The organism is Exiguobacterium sp. s122 (genome assembly GCF_018618475.1).
GTDB classification, from domain to species: domain Bacteria; phylum Bacillota; class Bacilli; order Exiguobacteriales; family Exiguobacteriaceae; genus Exiguobacterium; species Exiguobacterium himgiriensis.
Genome location: NZ_JACSMD010000001.1, coordinates 162,264 through 179,743 on the forward strand (window position 1 = coordinate 162,264; position 17,480 = coordinate 179,743).

General features: G+C 53.5%; 16 protein-coding genes. 10 read left to right on the forward strand and 6 right to left on the reverse strand.

Features of this window, described 5'->3' with window-relative positions:
- The first annotated feature begins 103 nt into the window (after nt 1–103).
- Nucleotides 104–1,648: an alpha-amylase gene (gene amyS, locus KNP92_RS00935; RefSeq protein WP_214835563.1), complete on the forward strand. Its 1,545-nt coding sequence runs from the start codon at nt 104–106 to the stop codon at nt 1,646–1,648.
- A 26-nt stretch (nt 1,649–1,674) separates the two neighbouring features.
- On the opposite strand, the gene KNP92_RS00940 is transcribed toward amyS, so the two are convergent.
- Complete coding sequence (locus tag KNP92_RS00940; RefSeq protein ID WP_214835565.1) at nt 1,675–2,505, reverse strand: lipoate--protein ligase family protein; 831 nt, start codon at nt 2,503–2,505, stop codon at nt 1,675–1,677.
- An 18-nt stretch (nt 2,506–2,523) separates the two neighbouring features.
- Nucleotides 2,524–3,423: a lipoyl synthase gene (lipA, locus tag KNP92_RS00945; RefSeq protein WP_260564018.1), complete on the reverse strand. Its 900-nt coding sequence runs from the start codon at nt 3,421–3,423 to the stop codon at nt 2,524–2,526.
- A gap of 325 nt (nt 3,424–3,748) precedes the next feature.
- Between lipA and KNP92_RS00950 the strand changes: the two genes are divergently transcribed.
- Nucleotides 3,749–5,698, forward strand: a complete 1,950-nt coding sequence (locus KNP92_RS00950) for a glycoside hydrolase family 3 protein (RefSeq protein ID WP_214835569.1) — start codon at nt 3,749–3,751, stop codon at nt 5,696–5,698.
- A gap of 51 nt (nt 5,699–5,749) precedes the next feature.
- On the opposite strand, the gene KNP92_RS00955 is transcribed toward KNP92_RS00950, so the two are convergent.
- Nucleotides 5,750–6,595, reverse strand: coding sequence for a DegV family protein (locus KNP92_RS00955; RefSeq protein WP_214835571.1), 846 nt, complete (start codon nt 6,593–6,595; stop codon nt 5,750–5,752).
- Between the two features lie 4 nt (nt 6,596–6,599).
- The gene (locus tag KNP92_RS00960) at nt 6,600–7,442 is read right to left on the reverse strand and encodes a lipoate--protein ligase family protein (protein ID WP_214835573.1); all 843 of its coding nucleotides are present in this window, start codon (nt 7,440–7,442) and stop codon (nt 6,600–6,602) included.
- 106 nt (nt 7,443–7,548) lie between these two features.
- On the opposite strand from KNP92_RS00960, the gene KNP92_RS00965 reads away from it, so the two are divergent.
- Together KNP92_RS00965 and KNP92_RS00970 are read left to right on the forward strand one after the other, a co-directional pair.
- Entirely contained in the window at nt 7,549–8,844 is a 1,296-nt protein-coding gene (locus tag KNP92_RS00965) for an HD domain-containing protein (RefSeq protein WP_214835575.1), read from the forward strand.
- A gap of 22 nt (nt 8,845–8,866) precedes the next feature.
- Complete coding sequence (locus KNP92_RS00970; RefSeq protein WP_214835582.1) at nt 8,867–10,453, forward strand: Na/Pi cotransporter family protein; 1,587 nt, start codon at nt 8,867–8,869, stop codon at nt 10,451–10,453.
- A 38-nt stretch (nt 10,454–10,491) separates the two neighbouring features.
- Here the strand turns inward: KNP92_RS00970 and KNP92_RS00975 are convergent, their stop codons facing one another.
- Both KNP92_RS00975 and KNP92_RS00980 read right to left on the reverse strand, forming a co-directional pair.
- Nucleotides 10,492–10,680, reverse strand: coding sequence for a 2-hydroxymuconate tautomerase (locus tag KNP92_RS00975; protein WP_214835584.1), 189 nt, complete (start codon nt 10,678–10,680; stop codon nt 10,492–10,494).
- A gap of 66 nt (nt 10,681–10,746) precedes the next feature.
- Nucleotides 10,747–11,526: a VLRF1 family aeRF1-type release factor gene (locus KNP92_RS00980; protein WP_214835586.1), complete on the reverse strand. Its 780-nt coding sequence runs from the start codon at nt 11,524–11,526 to the stop codon at nt 10,747–10,749.
- Between the two features lie 154 nt (nt 11,527–11,680).
- Here KNP92_RS00980 and ypfJ point away from each other — a divergent pair, with 154 nt between their 5' ends.
- The 6 genes from ypfJ to KNP92_RS01010 all read left to right on the forward strand — a co-directional run bounded on the left by ypfJ (nt 11,681) and on the right by KNP92_RS01010 (nt 17,464).
- Complete coding sequence (gene ypfJ / locus KNP92_RS00985) at nt 11,681–12,535, forward strand: KPN_02809 family neutral zinc metallopeptidase (protein ID WP_214835588.1); 855 nt, start codon at nt 11,681–11,683, stop codon at nt 12,533–12,535.
- A gap of 108 nt (nt 12,536–12,643) precedes the next feature.
- A complete protein-coding gene (locus KNP92_RS00990; RefSeq protein ID WP_214835590.1) occupies nt 12,644–13,492 on the forward strand; it encodes a MurR/RpiR family transcriptional regulator in 849 nt (282 codons plus the stop codon).
- Nucleotides 13,489–13,953, forward strand: coding sequence for a GNAT family N-acetyltransferase (locus tag KNP92_RS00995; protein WP_251136345.1), 465 nt, complete (start codon nt 13,489–13,491; stop codon nt 13,951–13,953). Before KNP92_RS00990 ends, KNP92_RS00995 begins: the two co-directional genes overlap by 4 nt.
- 128 nt (nt 13,954–14,081) lie before the next feature.
- Entirely contained in the window at nt 14,082–14,975 is an 894-nt protein-coding gene (murQ, locus tag KNP92_RS01000; protein WP_214835592.1) for an N-acetylmuramic acid 6-phosphate etherase, read from the forward strand.
- A gap of 13 nt (nt 14,976–14,988) precedes the next feature.
- Nucleotides 14,989–16,362: a PTS transporter subunit EIIC gene (locus KNP92_RS01005; RefSeq protein WP_214835594.1), complete on the forward strand. Its 1,374-nt coding sequence runs from the start codon at nt 14,989–14,991 to the stop codon at nt 16,360–16,362.
- A 49-nt stretch (nt 16,363–16,411) separates the two neighbouring features.
- Complete coding sequence (locus tag KNP92_RS01010) at nt 16,412–17,464, forward strand: DUF871 domain-containing protein (protein WP_214835596.1); 1,053 nt, start codon at nt 16,412–16,414, stop codon at nt 17,462–17,464.
- Nucleotides 17,465–17,480: the final 16 nt, after the last annotated feature.

The window sequence follows — 17,480 nt, forward strand, 5'->3', positions numbered from 1 at the left end:
GGCGGGAAGCACCGTTTTAGGAAAAGCCTCTGTTCAACTAAAGTGAAATGATGCATGATAATTAATGAAAGCGCTTGCATAAAATGTATGAGGAGGAAAAGGGATGGGTAAAGGACGGAAAGGGACGGCGCTCACGGCAGGGGTCACAGCGATTGCACTGCTCGCAGGGCAACCGGTCGCACAAGCAGCGACCCCACAGAACGGCACAATGATGCAATATTTTGAATGGTACGTCCCGAACGATGGGTTGCATTGGAACCGGCTATCGAACGATTCACAGCATTTAAAAGACATCGGAGTGACGACGGTTTGGATTCCGCCGGCGTATAAAGGCACGTCACAAAACGATGTGGGGTATGGTGCGTATGACTTGTATGATCTCGGTGAGTTCAATCAAAAAGGGACGACCCGGACGAAGTATGGGACGAGAGCACAGCTCCAATCAGCGATCACGAATTTACGCGGTAAAGGCATCGGCGTGTACGGTGACGTTGTCATGAACCATAAAGGCGGTGCTGATTACACCGAATCTGTCCAAGCCGTCGAAGTCAACCCATCGAACCGCAACCAAGAGACCTCTGGACAATATGCAATTTCAGCATGGACCGGCTTCAACTTCGCAGGACGGAACAATACATACTCCCCATTCAAGTGGCGCTGGTACCACTTTGACGGCACCGATTGGGACCAGTCGCGTAACTTGAGCCGAATCTACAAATTCAAGAGCACGGGGAAGGCGTGGGATACGGACGTCTCGAACGAGAACGGGAACTATGACTACCTCATGTATGCCGACGTCGATTTTGAACATCCAGAAGTTAGACAGGAGATGAAAAACTGGGGCAAGTGGTACGCAGATTCGCTCGGCCTCGACGGCTTCCGTTTGGATGCGGTCAAACATATTAGCCATTCGTACTTGCGCGAGTGGGTGACGAGCGTCCGTCAGACGACCGGTAAAGAGATGTTTACTGTCGCCGAATATTGGAAGAACGACCTTGGCGCCATCAACGACTACTTGGCGAAGACCGGCTACACGCATTCCGTCTTCGATGTGCCGCTCCATTATAACTTCCAAGCAGCTGGGAACGGCGGCGGGTTTTATGATATGCGCAACATTTTGAAAGGGACGGTCGTCGAGCAACACCCATCTCTCGCGGTGACAATCGTCGATAATCATGACTCGCAGCCAGGGCAATCGCTCGAATCGACGGTCGCCAACTGGTTCAAGCCGCTCGCCTATGCGACGATTATGACACGCGGACAAGGGTACCCGACGCTCTTTTACGGCGATTATTACGGGACGAAAGGGACGACGAACCGGGAAATTCCGAACATGTCGGCGTCGCTACAGCCGATTATGAAAGCACGGAAAGACTTCGCCTATGGCACACAGCATGACTATCTCGACCATCAAGACGTCATCGGTTGGACGCGTGAAGGCGTGGCGGACCGTGCCAAGTCGGGACTCGCAACGATTCTATCGGACGGACCGGGTGGCTCGAAGTGGATGTACGTCGGTCGTCAAAACGCCGGCGAGGTATGGAAAGATATGACCGGCAACAACGCTCGTCTCGTCACAATCAATGCCGACGGCTGGGGCCAGTTCTTCGTCAACGGAGGATCGGTATCTATTTATACGCAACAATAAGAAAAACGAGTCGCGAGACTCGTTTTTTAGCGTTTCCATACCCATTCATCGCTCTCATACTTTAAGACGAGCTGAGAGATTTCTTTTTGTTGCGCCTCGGTGAAGACGAGCGGTTCGAACGTCAAGTCGAACGCGTCACGGAAGCCATCCGTGAAGGCTGCGGCGACCTCATCGAACGACACATTGCGGCCGAGCGTCTCGTTTAACGAGACGGCCTTATCCCCAAACCGTGCTTTCGCTTCCGCTTTTTCCTCTTTTTCGAGGTTGAAGCAGTCGAACAACACGTCATCGTTCATCGATAAGGGGATCGAGCCATGTTGCAAGACGGCGCCCTGATGGCGCACTTGGGCGCTGCCGGCAATCTTCCTCCCGTCAACGGCAAGCTCATAATAGGAGGCGGCGTCAAAACAGACGGCCGATTTCGGTTTCCGAAGTGCTTCACGGTCGGCTTCTGTCAGCGGGACAGAGAACTCGGCCGGGACGTTGAGTGCGCGATATCCGCGTCGTACGCCTTCGGTCAACAAGCGATAGCTTTCGATGACGTTCGTCGGGAGAGACGGCATCGTCTCCGGCAAGATGACGCTATACGTCAGTTCATCCGCATGGAGCACCGCGCGGCCTCCGGTCAAGCGCCGGACGACCGGAATCTGGTTTTTCATCAATGTGTCCCGGTCAAGGTCACGCGTCGCCCGTTGAAAGCGGCCGACGCTGATGGCATGCGGAGCCCACGAATAGAAGCGGAGTGTCGGTTTCAGTTCGCCTCGCGCGACGAACGTCGCGACGGCTTCATCGATGGCCATATTTTCGGCCGGTGAGCGGCCTTCGGTCGTGATCAAATGCCACGTCGTTCCATTCATAAACGTCTCTTCTTTCTCTTAATCGATTGGGAGCATCGTGTGGCGACGCGCCTTGTGGACTTGTTCGTCGGCATGATATGAGGAGCGGACGAGCGGACCGGCCTCACAGTGTGAGAAACCTTTCGCGAGGGCGATCTCTTTCAACTCGGCGAACTCGTCGGGATGATAATACCGTTCGACGTCTAAGTGTTTCTTCGTCGGTTGCAAGTATTGGCCGAGCGTTAAAATATCAACGTGGTGAGCTCGGAGGTCATCCATCGCTTGAATCAACTCGTCTTTCGTCTCACCGAGCCCGACCATGATCGACGACTTCGTCGGGATGTCCGGGTTCAATTCTTTTGAACGCTTTAAAAATTCGAGCGTACGGTCGTACGTCGCTTTCGCCCGGACTCTCGGCGTGAGACGACGGACCGTCTCCAAGTTGTGGTTCATGATGTCCGGACCGGCATCAATCAACGTTTGGAGTGCCGAGAAGTCGCCCATCATGTCGGACGGCAAGACTTCGATAGACGTCTCCGGGTTCATCGCCCGGACGGCCCGGACCGTCTCGGCGAACACGGTTGCCCCGTAATCGCTCAAATCGTCGCGCGCGACAGCGGTGATGACGACGTGCTTTAAGTTCATGAGGCGGACCGATTCGGCGACGCGCTTCGGTTCTTCCCAATCGAGCTCGTTCGGTTTCCCGGTCGTGACCGCGCAAAAACGGCAGGCGCGGGTACAGATGCTACCGAGAATCATGAACGTTGCCGTGCGGCGGACGGCCCAACACTCATGGATGTTCGGACATTTCGCTTCCTCACAAACCGTATGTAAGTTTTTCTCGCGCATCATGTTTTTCAAACCAGTGTACGTCTCGTTCGTGTTTAGTTTAATCTTTAACCATTCCGGCTTTCGTTTCAGTTCCCCTCGTGCCAAGATGATTTCCCCCTTTTTAAAGTTAACCCCTAACAAAAAGAGTTTACCAAAGATGGAGACGAATTCGAACCACCGAAATTATTGGTTTTGCCAATACAGTCATGGCTTGTTACAAGACAGAACGTTTATTTCAAATTGGTTACGCTTTCATGAGAAATGTTGTTTCTGAATTTTGGAGTTGCTATACTGACGGTGACCACCTGAATAAGGACCATATGTAACTGATACGATCAGGCATGGGGTGAACGAGCGTTGATGAGGCAACGCTTCTTCCTCCGTGCCTTTTTGTTTAGGGGTCGGGGATAACTTTCAAAAAAGGAGTGGGAACATGAACAAAGCATTGAACTGGACAGCGACACTTGGGCTGACGACGGCACTACTCGTCTCATCGGTGCCGATGGCGAATGCGGTCGTGGCCGAGGAGGCACCGCCGTTATCAATTGAACAGCGGGTGTCGAGTAAGCTTGACGCCATGACGCTCGAACAGAAACTCGGGCAAATGATCATGCCAGACTTCCGATTATGGAACGGGGCGAACCATACGGCACTTGCGCCGGACGTGGCACGTGTCATCGACCGATTCGACCTCGGAGGCGTCATCTTGTTCGCGGAGAACGTAACCGAGACCGAACAGACGACGAAACTTGTTCACGACCTGCAAGAAGTCATCAAACAAGATGAGAGCAACGACATTCCGCTCTTTATCACCATCGACCAAGAAGGCGGCATCGTGACGCGGCTCGGGACCGGCACGAACCTGCCGGGTAATATGGCGCTCGGCGCGACGCGAAACAGCCAGTACGCCTATGATGCGGGGAACATCATCGGTTCGGAATTGAACGCGCTCGGGGTAAACGTTAACTTTGGACCTGTCCTAGACGTCAATAACAACCCGGCTAACCCGGTCATCGGCGTCCGCTCGTTCTCGAGCGATCCGGAACTCGTCGGTGAGCTCGGCTCGGCAATGACACAAGGGATTCAAGACCAAGGGGTCGCCGCGACGGCGAAGCACTTCCCGGGACACGGCGACACAGCGGTCGATTCACACTATGGTCTCCCGATTGTCGACAAGTCGCTTGAAGACTTACGCGGTTTAGAGTTGCTCCCGTTCAAACGGGCGATCACCGAAGGCATCGACATGATCATGACGGCACACATCGGGATGCCGCAAATCGAGGACGAAGTCGTCGAATCGGCGCGCGGCACGTTCCCGCTCCCGGCGACGCTTTCAGACGATGTCATCACCGGTGTCTTGCGTGACGAGATGGGCTATGACGGCATTGTTATTACGGACGCATTGAACATGCAGGCAATCTCGGACAACTTCACAGAAGCTGAAGCTGTCATCAAGACGTTTGAGGCAGGCGTCGATATCGCGCTCATGCCAACGATTTTGCGGACGAACGCGGACGTCGTGAAATTGGAACGTATCTTTGATGAAGTGAAAGCGGCGGTCGAGAGTGGACGTCTCGACGAAGCGAAAATCGATGCCGCGGTCGAGCGGATTTTAAAGCTTAAAGCGGAACGCGGCATTTGGGAAGAGTCGGTCGACACGACGACGCTTGAGGCGAAGCTCGCCGAGGCGAACGCGGTCGTCGGTAGTGCCGAACATAAAGCGAAAGAACGCGAAATCGCAGAAGCGGCTGTCACGCTCGTGAAAAATGATAACAAGACGCTGCCGTTCAAACCGAAAAAAGGGGACACGGTCCTTGTGATCTCGCCAGCGAAAGATCAGACGGACAGTATGGTAAGAACGATCAAGTCACTTGAGAAAAATGCGGGTAACATGAAAGATGTGGTCGTCACGACAGCGAACTATACGGCGTCGACACCTCGTCTAGCGAACAATCCGAGTTTGAAGCAAAAAGTTGAGGCGGCTGACTACATCATCGTTGGATCGAACGTGAACAACAGCGCGAAGCTCGGACCAAATGCAGCGGACAATTACGTGCCGGCGGAAGTGTTCCGTTACGCGAACGAGACCGGAAAGAAGTCGGTACTCTTAAGCTTACGGAATCCGTATGATGTTGCCGTCCAACCGGACGCACCAGCCCAGCTCCTCATTTATGGTTTCAAAGGGGACCCGAACGGACCGGACTCAGAGGCAGGGAACTTGAAGTCGGCTGGGCCGAACCTCCCGGCTGGAATCCGTGCCATCTTCGGTGAAGTGAAACCAGGCGGTAAGCTTCCGGTCGACGTACCGAAGTTCGAGAATGGGACGTTCCAAAACGAGCTTCACCTTGAATTCGGTGATGGTTTTACGAACTGGAATAAATAAAAAGACAGCGAGTACCCAAATGGGTGCTCGCTGTTTTCAATTGTTCAATGGTTACGCCTCAAAATATGCGACGACGAGTAAGCCGGGACCGGTGTGCGCCCCGATGGCAGAGCCGACGATTGTCTTCGTCACGTGACGTGGTGTGACGTGTTCGCGAAGCATCGCTTCGAATTGGTCCGCTTTAGCCGGGTCGTCCCCGTGGCCAATAAAGACGTCTCCACCTTCGGCGATCGGTTTTGATTCGGTCATCCATTCCGTGATGCGGCGAAGAACTTTCTTATGACCGCGTACCTTCTCGATTGGGACGAGTTTCCCATCTTCGACCGTAAGGAGCGGAAGGATGGTGAGCAAGTCACCGATGAACGCGCTCGCTTTCGAGACTCGGCCACCGCGCATTAAATATTCGAGCGATTCGACCGTGAACAAATGCCGAATCTTTCCGACGAGCGACGCGGCATAGGCGACGGTCTCTTCATATGTATGCTCTTGACCATACTCGGCGACGGTTCTGACGAACAAGCCCTGTCCGACCGAGGCAGCACGAGTATCAAGAATATGGAACGTGCTATCCGGGTATTCTTCTTTTAACGCATTCCCGACCATGACGGCCGTCTGATACGTGCCCGACAGCTCGCCCGAAAAGGCGAGATAGAGGAACGGGACTTCTGATTCGAGCAATTGCCGGAAACAATGCTCGAGACGTGCGGCCTCGATTTGAAACGTCTTCGGCGTCTTCCCGCCACGCATCGCCCCATATACGTCTTTCGGTTGAATCGTCTCGCCGTCTAGAAATTCTTCATTGTCGATGATGACACCGAGTGGTAATAGTTCTAACCCGTATTCAACGATTTGATCTTGAGTCAAATCGGCGCCGGTATCGGTGATGATTTTAAACATGTGCTCACTCCTCTAATAATTGATGTTCGATATCCCGAATCGGTTCATTTCGTTTCCACATCCGGTCAAGTTGTGCGGCAAGCGTATCTTGTTCCACGATGTCGAGCGTTCCAGGTCGAAGTTCGCTAAAACCACCGAGCACGTCATACGCCCGTTGCAACACATCTTCGACGGTCAACGGAATACCGAGAAGGTCCTCGAGCGAGGCCATCGTTTCAGGGATGATGGCCGGATACGTGTGTCGCGTCGCTTCGCCTTGAATCGCGGCTTCGTAAAAGTCGCGGATGAGCGCGGCACGTGCGCTCCCGCTCTTTCGGACGCTCAAATAAATTTGAACGGCGACGCCACCCCGGACACGGCGCTGCGAGATGCCGGCGAACTTCTTGCCGTCAATCGACAAGTCAAAGCTTCCGGGACAATAGGATCCGACAATTTCACCGGCGACGATGACATCGGTCACGTCACGGAACATATGCTGAATGAGCGACGTCATTGCCTCATAACCACTATCGATTTGAATCCCATCGTTCTCGGGTAAAATAAGAGATAAGTTCAATACATCTTCGTCAAGAACGACGGCAAGTCCTCCTGAATTTCGAACGACGGGACGATAGCCACGCTCGTGAAGGAGACGAATCCCGTCTTTCAAGTGGGGGAGGCGCGCGTCTTGGATTCCGAGGACGACCGTGTTCGAATGGACCCAAGCGCGAAGCACCGCACCTTGAACTTTCGTCGAGGCACAAAGCGTATCGTCGGTCGCGAATGACTGCTCGGCTTGGAACATCGGACCGAGCGACGATTGATCGATGACGCGGTAGGTCGGTTGGCGTAAAAGTGGATGGATCATATACATTAATTCCTTTTCAAAAGATAGTTTTCTCTTCATTATAGCATGGAGGGAACGACACGCTGAAAGGCGAAATACATACTATTGAAACGTAGGGGGCAACGTCATGTACACATCACGAGGTCAATTATCTGGGTCGAAAGTGTTTAAAGACCCGGTTCATCGCTATATTTACGTTTATGATCATCTCATCTGGGAGTTAATCAATACGAAAGAGTTTCAACGGTTACGTCGCATCAAGCAGCTCGGCACGTCATTTTTGACCTTCCACGGTGCCGAACACACACGTTTCCACCATTCGCTCGGTGTTTATGAGATTGCGCGTCAGCTCATCGATCAGTTCCACCAGTATCCGGAATGGGACGACCGGAATCGAGAGCTGTTGCTCGCGGCGGCACTCCTGCACGATGTCGGTCACGGCCCGTTCTCGCATGCGTTTGAACACGTCTTCTCCGTCCGACACGAAGTGTGGACCGAGCGCATCATCTTAGGCGATACGGAAGTGAACACGGTGTTATCGGAGATGGGGGTCGGCTTCCCGGAAGAAGTCGCGGCCATCATCAACAAGACGCATCCGAACCGGTTGCTCGTCAACATGCTCAGTTCACAGCTCGATGTCGACCGGATGGACTATTTGCTCCGCGACGCGCACTTTGCCGGGGTCAGTTATGGCAAGTTTGACTTGGAGCGGATGCTTCGTGTCCTTCGTCCGGATGAAGACCAAGTCGTCGTCAAACAGTCGGGGATGCATACGATTGAGGACTATATCATGCGCCGCTATCAGATGTACTGGCAAGTCTATTTGCACCCGGCGACGCGCTCGAGCGACCTACTCTTAAAAGCCGTCCTCGAGCGGGCGCAAGAGTTGTACGAATCGGGCTACACGTTCAATATGGAGCCGCGTCATTTTCTCCCGATCTTCAACCGAGAAGACATGACGCTCGCTCATTATTTGAAGCTCGACGAGACGGTCGTTTATTTCTATTTCCAAGAGTGGATGGAAGAAGACGACGCGATTTTAGCGGATCTCGCGAGCCGGTTCGTCAATCGTCGCCTGTTAAAGTATAAGAACTTCCCGGAAGCGAGCCGGGTCCGCTATATGGACCGTCTTAGACAGACGATGGAAACGATCGGCCTACCGACGCGTTATTATTTGCTCGAAGACCAATTAAGTCGACTGCCATATGATTTATATAAAGGTCATGGCAACTACGAAGGGATTCTTCTGCAGATGAACGATGGGGATCGCCGTGAGATTTCGGAAGTGTCGATGCTCGTCCAATCGATTCTCAACTCGCGTCAGTCGGATGAGAAGATTTATTATCCGGAGGATGTGCTTTTGAACTTAAAAGATCATGCTTCAGAAAAGTCGTGGATGCTGTCAACGTTACGAGGAGACTGATCGCTGAAAAGGAAGTGACACGATGGGGATCGCGACTTTAGTCGGAGGGATTGGGATTTTCCTGCTCGGGATGATGCTCTTGACAGACACGCTGAAAAGTCTCGCCGGGGAGCGGTTGCGACGCCGGCTCAACCAGTTTGCGGAAGGACCGGTGGCCGGTGCCCTACTCGGAGCGACGATGACGACGCTGTTTCAATCCTCGACCGTGACGACGCTCATGACAATCGGGTTCGTCAGTGCCGGGCTGTTGACGTTCGTGCAAGCACTTACCCTCGTCATCGGGGCGAACGCGGGGAGTGCGACGACCGGATGGATTGTGGCACTCCTCGGGTACAATTTGGATATCCGTCAACTGTTTTTACCGCTCATCGGGGTCGGCATGGCGTTACGTTTCATCAATCGCCGGGTACGGCGAATCGGCATGCTGCTCGTTGGGGTTGGACTCATTTTTGTCGGGATTGGCACGCTCCAAGAATCGATGCGTGACGTCGTGACGTTCTCCCTTAACGAGTGGAACGCGGATACACCGCTGCATCAGTTGGCTTTACTTGGAACCGGGCTCTTGATGACAGCGGTTTTGCAATCGTCGACAATCGGTCTCGTCTTGACGATGACGGCGCTCGCGACCGATACAGTGTCACTCACGCAAGCTTGTCTGCTCGTCCTCGGGCAAAGCGCCGGAACGAGCCTGGTCGTCGCCATCGGTTCGATTGGCGGGTGGAAGTCGGCGAGACGAATCGTGCTTGCTCACGTGCTGATTCATGGGTCGATTTTAATCATCGGTTGGCTGACGTTTCCGCTCTTATTCGGAGTCGTCAACGGCGTGGCCGACCGATTGAATTGGAATGAGCTGTTGCGGCTCGCCTTGTTCCATACGTCGTTTCACTTGCTCGGCGTGTTGACGTTTTTGCCGTTTCACGAGCCGTTCAGCCGTCGCTTATTGGCGTGGATCCCAAGTCGGGCTGAGAAACTGACCCGGTTTTTAGATCCGAATATGTCACGCATCCCGGCCGTCGCTCTCGAGGCGGCGAGACGTTCCTTGATTGAGATTGAACGGTATCTCGGAAACGAAACGCGTTTGCTGCTCGAGGAGGGACGAAAGCGCGAGGATGAATTGCAACTCGTCGAAAAGACGCTCGGGGACGTCCGTGTGTTTTTAAGCACGATACAACTTGAAGAATCAAAAGGAAACAACGATTACGGACGACACTTATCACTTCTCCATACGATTGATCATCTCGAGCGCTGGCTGTTCGTCATGCGAGAAGTCGAACCGGACGATGTATTACGGGATACCGATTTTTTGGTCGCACGTCAACTCGTGTTGCATGAGATCGAACTCGTCGACGGGCTGAATCACCATACACCGCCGGAAGAGTCGAGCGAGTGGAAGCGTGCCTCGAAACAACTTGCCGAATATCGAAAAGCGCATCGAGCGGAGTTGCTCGAAGAAGCCGCCACAAACCAACTCGAGATGGAGTCCTCGATTCGAAAAGTACAATCGCTCCTTTGGCTCGACCAAATTGGCTATCACGTCTGGCGCGCTACCCGCCATTTGATTAAACCGACCGTATCGAGTGAGCGTTTCGAAGTGAACTTGGAAGACTAAACAACACCCGGTCGTCATGTGACAACCGGGTGTTTGTATTACTTCTTGTCCGCGTGCATGACGCCGGCATGTCCGTAATGGGTCGCATCCATCTCTTCGATAAAGACGGTGATGTTCTCTTTCGGTGCATTCGTCGTCTCAGAGACGGCATCCGTCACTTTCTCGATTAAGGCACGTTTTTGCTCGACCGAGCGGCCAGGTAGCATTTTCACAGTTACGTAAGGCATGTCGATTCCTCCTTTTTCTCGTACGCTTTTATTTTAGAGAATCCGAGCGCGAGAAGAAAGGATAAATCAGTGAAAGGCCGCCTCGACGATGTGCGACTCGCTCGATTTTGATAGATTCTTGTGTACGACACGTTCCGGTTTCGTCCGGAGCTCGTCTCGGAACGAGTTGGCCAGTTCGGCCTCGCCAATCACAACGAGCCCTTCCCAATCGTGCGCACCTTTCATCTGTTCGACCGTTTGGGCAAGGTCGCGGTAGAAGCGGTTCAAGTTTTCGGCGAGGCGACGATCAAACTTGTCGACTTGCGAGCTACTCGAAGCCAAGCGATCACTCGAAGCCGTTCCTTCGAACCGGACCCACTCTTCAGTCTCTGGGTCGAACGCAAAGGAGAAAGCGGCATCGATATGGCCGAGTGACGTGTCGAGGACGGTCACGTGGTCGAGGTTCGTCAAGATGACACCTGTCGACGGATACTTCGCTTGAAGCGCCTCGAGCGGCTCGAGTACCGGTTTCGTTTCCCAATGGAACGCCGTCTCGACGTCATGTTGCAAGTAGTAAGTTTCGAACAGATTGTTCTCTTCTGAGGCAAAGATGATGAGGCTGCGGGCGAGGTCGTTCCGGTTCTTGCCGAGCTCGTCTTCGACTTGTTTGCGCAGTTTCTTGAAGCTCTTCAGCTGGACTTCATCTCCGGACGCCTCCAAATATTCCCCGATGCGTTTCAATCCGTTCTTCAAGTGGATGTTCCAGTCGCCTTGCTGGTTCGGCCCTGTATTCAAATAAACCGACAAGACACACTTATCCTTGCACTCGACATCACGTAAACGTTTCAAATCACTCGCTAATCCCATAATCATTCCTCCTTGAAGTGTGTTTCTCTTAGTCTGTTACCGACTTGCCCCTCCCGTAAACGCCACACACGATGGGAAATCGTGAAAAATCAGGTGCGAAACGTTCGGAAACGGGGTAATTAAAAAGACAGACTAGACGTAGGAGGAACCGTATATGAAATGGAAGGGTAGACAGGCGAGTCGAAACGTCGAGGACCGACGGGGACAGCGAGTCGGCGGGAAAGGCATCGCCGGGATTGGAGGCGGCTTCGGTCTCATCTTGGTCATCGTGTTCACGCTCTTAAACGGGGGGAACCCGGCTGATATCGTCAATAACATCGGCTTAAATGAACCGCAATCATCTGAAACGTATCAAGGATCGGCCCGTGAAGAAGAGATGGCTGATTTTGTATCTGTCGTGTTACGAGACACGGAAGAAGTATGGACCGACATCTTCGCCGAGAATGGGCTGACGTATCGAGAGCCGACGCTCGTCTTGTTCACCGGGCAAGTCGAGTCAGCCTGTGGAATCGCCGGGTCCGCTGTCGGACCGTTCTATTGTCCGGGTGACCAAAAACTTTATATTGATTTAAGTTTTTATGATGAATTGAGCCAACGTTTTAACGCACCAGGCGATTTTGCGATGGCGTACGTCGTTGCGCATGAGGTCGGTCACCATGTGCAGACGCTTCTTGGGACGACGAATGAAATCATGCCGCTCCGCAATCAGATGAGCGAGACCGAATTCAATAAATATTTAGTCCGATTTGAGCTCCAAGCGGATTATTATGCCGGTGTCTGGGCCCATCATGCTCAAGGGATGGGGTATCTCGAAGCAGGAGATTATGAAGAGGCGATGAACGCGGCCCACCAAATCGGGGACGATACACTCCAAAAGCAAGCGCGGGGCTATGTCACACCAGACTCGTTCACACATGGGACGTCCGAGCAGCGGAAACGTTGGTTTGAAAAAGGATTTCAAAACGGTACAATCCAAGGTGGCGACACGTTCAACACGAACAATCTATAAGCGAGAGGTCGGGCGTATGCTCGGCCTTTTTCTGATTGTTGATGGCTTGTATCGAAAGAATCCGCTATCATTAGAACAAGACACCAGTAGCAGGAAGGGGATGACCGAATGGAATCCTTACTTAAGAAAATCGAACTCGCCTTAAGCGAGATGACGTCTGTCGAGAAGAAAATCGCGGACTATATTTTGACGCACTCCACACTCGTCCCGAACATGACGACGAAAGAACTCGCACAAAAAACCGACGTATCAGAAGCAAGCATCGTCCGTTTCGCGCGTGTCGTCGGCATCGATAGCTTCAAAGCGTTCAAGCTCGCGCTCGTGAAAGATCTCGCCATCACCGAGACGACATTGACCGATTTCAACGTGCTCCAACAGAAAGATACGCCGTACGATTCGTTCCAAAAAGTTATCCACGTCAACAAGATGGCCATCGAGGCATGTGCCGAGGCGATGGATAAACGTGAGCTCGAACATGCGATCGACACGTTTGCCCGTGCGAACCGAGTCGTCTTTTATGGGGTCGGCGGCTCGTCGACAGCGGCATATGACGCGCAGTATAAATTCACGAAACTCGGCTACGCCGCTCAGACGTCGCAAGACTTTCATTACATGTTGTCGCTCATCCCGCATCTTGGACCGAGCGATGTCTTTGTCGCCATCAGTACGTCAGGACGGACGAAAGACGTGCTCGAACTCGTCCGGTTCGCAAAAAAACAAGGCGTCCCTGTCGTCGCCATCACCGATCTCGACAAGTCGCCACTCTACCGCGAAGCGGATGTCCGTCTCTGCACCCCGAACGTCGAACGCGACTTTCGAATCGCGAGCATCGCCTCACGGATGACACAACTGACCATCATCGACACGCTTTATATGGGACTGCTCCATCGAAAGGGAGAAGGACTCATCGATAAATACGCGGAAGCGCGCGACGAGATGGTGAAATTACGACGTTGACCATCATCCCGTATACCGCTGCTGATCGCGATCGTCTCGAGGTGTTTTTACGTCGGCAACGAACGTTCGCTGCGTTGAATAGACAGACGATGGATGCGTTTTGCGAGGAGAACATAGCGGACTTTGAAGCGGACGGGACGGCCAGCTTCCTTGTCGAAGTGGACGGGGAACTTCTTGCCATCGTCGACTTGCTCAGGCGCCACCCACGAGACGGCTCGCTCTGGGTCGGTCTGTTCGTCGTCGATGAACGCCTCCACGGTGACGGGACCGCCCAAACCATCTATGAACAGCTCGAACGTGATGAGATGCGTCCTTATCATTCGATGTTTCGACTTGGCGTTCTCCCGCACAACGAACGAGCATATCGCTTTTGGCAACGGCAAGGCTATACGTACGAGAAAGATGCTGTAACGGCACGAGGCGACCGTGTCCACGTTCTGCTTAAAACCGTGCATCCATGAACCCGACTACTAGAGAGTCGGGTTTTTGAATTTATAAAAAAAGATAATGAAATTTTATTTCCTTATTTTTTTAAATAAGTTTGACTTTAAATTTCAGATTAGTACAATGAAACTATAGAGAAGAAAGGATGGTGGCGATGCTACATCAATTGGCTACTGAAAGACGGAATGAAAAGACGATGCACTTGGATGAGATGACAGTCGAGACCCTATTGGCGGTTATGAATGAGGAAGATCAACGGGTGCCGCACGTCATCAAGGAAGAAGTGGCTGTCATTGCCCAAGTGGCAGAACGGGCCATCGCTTCGTTCAAACAAGGCGGACGTTTGATTTATCTTGGCGCCGGGACGAGCGGTCGACTCGGGATTTTAGATGCGGCCGAATGTGTGCCGACGTTCGGTGTGTCACCGGATATGGTCGTCGGACTGATTGCTGGAGGCGAACGCGCGCTCATCAAGGCGGTCGAAGGGGCAGAGGACAGCAAGGATTTGGCGGTCAATGATTTGAAAGCGCTTCACTTGAGCGAACGCGACACGGTCGTCGGAATTGCTGCGAGCGGACGAACGCCTTACGTTATCGGTGGACTCGATTACGCCCGTGAAGTTGGGGCGACGACAGCGGCGTTGTCTTGTAACAAAGGCTCTAAAATTAGCGAACACGCCGAGTTTAAAATCGAGGTTGAAACGGGTCCGGAAGTGTTGACTGGGTCGACACGATTGAAGGCGGGGACAGCACAGAAGCTTGTTTTAAACATGATTTCGACGGCGTCGATGATTGGCATCGGCAAAGTGTATCAAAACTTGATGGTCGACGTGCAACCGACGAATGAGAAGTTAGAAATTCGGGCCAAACGGATGATTGCGGAAGCGACAGGGGTCGACGAACAGACGGCCGCGCGTTATTTCGAATCGTCCGACGGCCATGTCAAGACGGCCATCGTCATGATTTTAGCCGACGTCCCGCATGCGGAGGCGGTCGAACGACTTGAGCGCGCGAACGGATTCGTCCGCGACGCGCTATAAGGGGGAACACGAGATGAAAAAAGAAGAGGTCTTGGCACACGCCATACTCGAGCACGTCGGAGGGAAAGACAACATCCGCCAGCTCGCCCATTGTATGACACGGGTCCGCTTATCGTTGAAAGACCCGGCAAAAGCAGATTTGGCTGCATTAAAACAAGTAGATGGCGTCATGGGAGTCATTGACGATGAGACGCTTCAAATTGTTGTTGGACCGGGGACGGTCAATCGAGTCGCGGATCACTTGAGCCGTGAGACGGGACTTGCCATCGGAGAAGAGTCGGTCGATGCCAACTTGACGCCCGAAGAGCGAGCCGCGATTGAACGTCAAAAAGTGAAAGAAAAACAGAAGTCGCCGTTCAAGCGTTTCTTGCGTCGCTTAGGAAACATTTTCATCCCGCTCATTCCGGGTCTTGTCGCTTCTGGAATCATTAACGGGACGGCGAACTTCGCGAAAAACGCAGGTGTCGATCCGACCGAGACATGGATGCAAATCTTGCTCCTCCTCGGAAGCACGGTGTTCGCCTACCTCGCTATCCTCGTCGGGTGGAACACGGCGAAAGAATTCGGGGGGACACCAGTACTCGGTGCGATTGCCGGTGGAATTCTCTTTAACCCTATGCTCGCTGACATCACAATTTACGGCGAACCGCTTGTCGTCGGACGGGGTGGATTGTTTGGGGTTATCTTTGCCGCATGGCTCATGACGTATATCGAGAAACACGTCCGTCGCTTCATGCCGACGGCGGTCGATATCATCTTTACACCGTTACTCACGGTCCTCGTTGTTGGCTTCACAGCGCTCTATGCGATCATGCCGGTCGCGGGCGTGTTGTCAGACGGGATCATGCGTGGATTGAACGCCGTACTTGAAATCGGTGGACCGCTCGCTGGAGCCGTTCTCGCTGGTTTCTTCCTCCCGCTCGTCATGGTCGGGTTGCATCACGGTTTGACGCCGATTCACTTGGAACTCCTTAATACAGTCGGAAACACCGCGCTTTTGCCAATCCTTGCGATGGCTGGAGCCGGACAAGTCGGTGCCGCCCTCGCGATTTTCGTGAAGACGCGCAACCAACGTCTTCGTAACATCATTAAAGGGGCGATTCCAGTCGGATTCCTTGGAATCGGCGAGCCGCTTCTTTACGGGGTCACGCTTCCGCTAGGTCGTCCGTTCTTGACGGCATGTATGGGTGCCGCGGTCGGCGGTGCGTTCCAAGCGACGATGAAGACGGCTGCACTCGGGATTGGCGTATCGGGTCTCTCGCTCACGCCGCTCATCGACAACGGCATGTACTTGACGTATATTGGAGGTCTCGTCATCTCGTATACGGCAGGCTTCATCTTCACGTATCTCTTCGGCTTCAAAGAAGAGATGGCAGACGGGATTTGACAATCGAGGTGGCTCTTTCGAGTCACCTTTTTGCATAGGAGGAAGACACATGAGAGGACTATCGGTTTACTTGAGTCAGCCATTGACGGCCACGTTCGAGATGTGGCTCGCCGAGATGCGACGAAGTGGGTTCACGTCACTGTTCACGTCGCTGCACATTCCGGAAGACGACGCGTCCGTTTATACGGATCGACTTCGACATCTCGGACAACTCGCTAAAACGCTCGACATGGAATTGTTCGCGGACATCGCACCGACATCGCTCGTAGCACTCGGCAAGACATGGGACGATGCGCATACGCTCGTCGATTGGGGGGTGACGGGACTTCGCGTCGATTATGGCGTGACGCCGAAGCAAGTCGCCGACTTGTCACAACGGATGACGGTAGCGCTGAACGCGAGCACATTGGCTGAAGCAGAACTCGCCGAAATGATGCGTCACGGTCTCGATGTGAATCGAGTCGAGGCGTGGCACAACTTTTATCCAAGACCGGAGACGGGGCTTGAGCGGTCGTGGTTCGAAGCGAAAAACGTATGGCTGAAACGACAAGGCATCCGTGTCCAAGCCTTCATCCCAGGAGATGGGACGCTCCGGGGACCCCTGTTTGAACGGCTTCCGACGCTCGAGGAGCACCGAGCGGTATCGTCGTTCGCTTGTTTTCTCGACCTCGAACGAGACGTCGACCGGATTTTAATTGGGGATCCAGCCGTGTCCGATGCGACACGAGAACAGTTCATGGCGTATGACGACGGGATCGTCTTGTTGCGGGCAGAAAAGGTACAAGTGCTCGAACCGATGCTCTATGACGTGCATACGAACCGGATGGACCCGGCCCGTGACGTCGTGCGCTCGGTCGAGTCACGCGCCTACGGCCGTCTCGGGCATCGTCTCATCGAGCCGATCGACGCCGCGCCGCGTCCGTTCGGGACGATCACAATCGACAACACGAACTACGGTCGATATGCCGGCGAGATGCAAGTGACGAGACGCGATTTGGACGCAGACGACCGCGTGAACGTCATCGGCCGCGTCGTCGCTGAAGACCGTCCACTCATTCGTTTCATCGGACCGGGCACCCGGTTTCGCCTCAGTTGGGACTAAGGTTCGGGATTGCCAC